This window comes from Paenibacillus luteus (genome assembly GCF_006542765.1).
In the GTDB taxonomy this organism is placed as follows: Bacteria; Bacillota; Bacilli; order Paenibacillales; family Paenibacillaceae; genus Pristimantibacillus; species Pristimantibacillus luteus.
Genome location: NZ_SKCD01000065.1, coordinates 1 through 1,424 on the forward strand (window position 1 = coordinate 1; position 1,424 = coordinate 1,424).

General features: G+C 46.9%; 2 protein-coding genes. Both read right to left on the minus strand.

The features are described 5' to 3' along the window. On the minus strand, positions 1 to 1,208 hold a 1,208-nt coding region (locus E0496_RS30315; RefSeq protein WP_141505713.1), incomplete at its 3' end, for a response regulator. Further along, on the minus strand, positions 1,183 to 1,424 hold a 242-nt coding region (locus E0496_RS35760), incomplete at its 5' end, for a sensor histidine kinase (protein ID WP_421924797.1). The genes E0496_RS35760 and E0496_RS30315, both read right to left, overlap by 26 nt.

Sequence of the window (1,424 nt, forward strand, 5' to 3'; positions counted from 1 at the left end):
GCGATATGCGGTCCCGCAATCGGGTCGCGATCCAGACCATATTTGTTAGCCGCCGTCAAAAAACGCAGCGCAACTGCATAATACATCTCTATATATCGGATATCATCGATGGCAGGCGAGCCCGAATAAGAGCCCAGCTCTATTACGATCGCCTGTACTTCCTCGCGCTTACCCGTTTCTAAATAGAGGTCTAGCGCATTTGCTTTTTTGTGAAAAACCTCGATGAAGCCTCGTACTTCCACATCATTCGATTGGGCGTCAAACGGCAGATTCTTATCCGTAACAATAATCTGTTTCTCCGCGTAATACTGGGAGAGCAGCGCTTTCAGCCTAGTAAATTGCCTCGGCACCCCTTCCCAATCAACTTCCTTGTTCGTATATGCAAAAGAAAAAGTACGTCCAGTCGATTTTTCAACGGTTTGTTGAACAGTTTCCAGCGAGCCTTGCAAAAAAGTCATCAATCTCTCCGAAGAAGGGGGCGCATGATCTTGGGCTTGCAAAAACACTACATAATATTCCCGATTATAAACCACATCCATCATATTTAAGTAAGGAGATAAATAGCGGACACAGACCGAGTGAAGCGCGGTTAACATCAACTCTTTCTCAGAGAGCCGTAAGGCACTAGATGCCAAATCCAGCCTCGCAGCTAACATAACGAGGGGCTTGTTCGCGATTAGCCTGATTCCGAACATATCCATCGTTTGTTGGGACAGCTCCTCTAAAGGCTGAAGTCCATCAAGGACGTCAGAAAGCATCATGGTGCGATGATGAACGGCCTGTTGACGCTGCGTTTCCCGCGCCTGCTTAAGCAAGGTTTCAACTGCCATACGCTTATCCAGCTCCATCACCGCAAGGCGAACAGCCTCAACGATCGCTTCGTCTCCCTCAGATTTCAAAATATAATTTTGGGCTCCATTGTTTATGGCGTGGTGCACATAGTCAAATTCGTCAAAGCCCGTCAAGAAAATCAGCCTGCATTCCGGCCAGCTTTGCTTTACTCGATCCCCCAGCTCCAAACCTGTCATTTTAGGCATTTTGATGTCCGACATCAATATATCGATTCTATTCTGTGACATTACGTCCAATGCCTCAATGGCACTGGAGGCCTTATAAAGCTCAAGCTGATGCCCCTCAAACTCCAAAAACAATTCATATAAGCCATCGAGCAGCAGCTTTTCATCATCTACGATCAGCATCCGGTACATGCGCCATCTCTCCGTCCCATTCAATGATCATTTTAACCTTTAAACCGCCAAGCTCGCTTCTTTCTACCTGTAGGCCGCTTTCGGGTCCGTAACTGTATTTCAATCTTCTATGCACATTTAAGGTTCCTGTGACTTCCGCAACTTCGTGTTTCTCTGACAATAATGCCTGCAGCTTCAACAGCCCTTCCTCACTTGCTTCCCCATTGTCTTCCACCA